Genomic DNA, 971 nt, shown 5'->3' with positions numbered 1-971 from the left:
TAAAAGGGCTTCAGCTTTAGGATCTAGGGCCACATTTTCCGGACTTAAAATCACTTCTCTGATATCTTCCGCAATCGGGTCGCCACCTGGCTCGCGGGTCAGCTTTAAAGGTACAGCTAACTTATCTTCAAGCTTTTGTGTCAGTCCCTGAATAAGAGTTGTTTTGCCTGCGCCATCGGGTCCTTCAACAGTAATAAATTTCCCAGAAAATTTTTGTGTATCCATGAGGTCTCCTTAAAATCTGTTATAGACTAGTTAATCGATATCACGGCGGCCTTCAAGGGCACGCAATAGGGTCATCTCATCCGCATATTCAATATCACTGCCGACAGATAAACCATAGGCAATCCGCGATACTTGAATGCCTGCAGGTTTAATCAAACGAGACAGGTAGGTTGCGGTCGCTTCCCCTTCAGCTGTTGCATTGGTCGCCACAATCACTTCCTTGACCTGGTCATCTTGCAGACGGGTCAATAGGGGCTGGATATTCAAATCTTCCGGCCCAGTGCCTTCCATTGGGGATAACACCCCGTGCAAGACATGGTAGAGGCCGTGATACTCACGCATCCGTTCCATAGATACCACATCACGCACCTGCTCCACCACTAGAATCCGTGACCGGTCCCGGTTTTCATCCGCACAGATTTCGCAAGGATCAGACTGGGTAATATTCCCGCAAACTGAGCAATACCGCAACTCACGCTTTGCATCCACCAAGGAAGACGCAAATTGCAGCACATCCGCCTCAGGCATGTCCAAGACAAAGAAGGCCAACCTAGACGCCGTCTTCGCGCCAATCCCTGGCAACTTACTAAAAGAATCGATTAACTTAGCGATTGGTTCTGGATACTGCATTCTCTACACCCCTGCATCTAACTTTCCTAACATTGTTTCAATCATTCTTGGCAAAAAGGTCACGCACTGGCTAATTAAAGGCAGGATTAGCACAAGTGGTGCTCACATCCTGTCAA

The 971-nt window shown here is 47.9% G+C and carries 2 protein-coding genes; both read right to left on the bottom strand.

What is annotated here, in order from left to right; all coding sequences use genetic code 11:
• On the bottom strand, positions 1–225 hold a 225-nt coding region (locus ACRCJ0_RS15620; RefSeq protein WP_431391104.1), incomplete at its 3' end, for a dTMP kinase.
• 30 nt (positions 226–255) lie between these two features.
• Positions 256–855, bottom strand: coding sequence for a recombination mediator RecR (recR, locus tag ACRCJ0_RS15615; protein ID WP_016897879.1), 600 nt, complete (start codon positions 853–855; stop codon positions 256–258).
• Between the last annotated feature and the right edge of the window lie 116 nt (positions 856–971).

The sequence above is a fragment of the Aerococcus sp. L_32 genome, from assembly GCF_050689315.1.
The sequence above is the reverse complement of the archived record's forward strand: the minus strand, read 5'-3'. Positions and strand labels throughout refer to the sequence as shown.

Bases quoted from the DNA above. Each gene is read 5' to 3' on its own strand.
- recR (WP_016897879.1), bottom strand. From the start codon at position 855: ATGCAGTATCCAGAACCAATCGCTAAGTTAATCGATTCTTTTAGTAAG.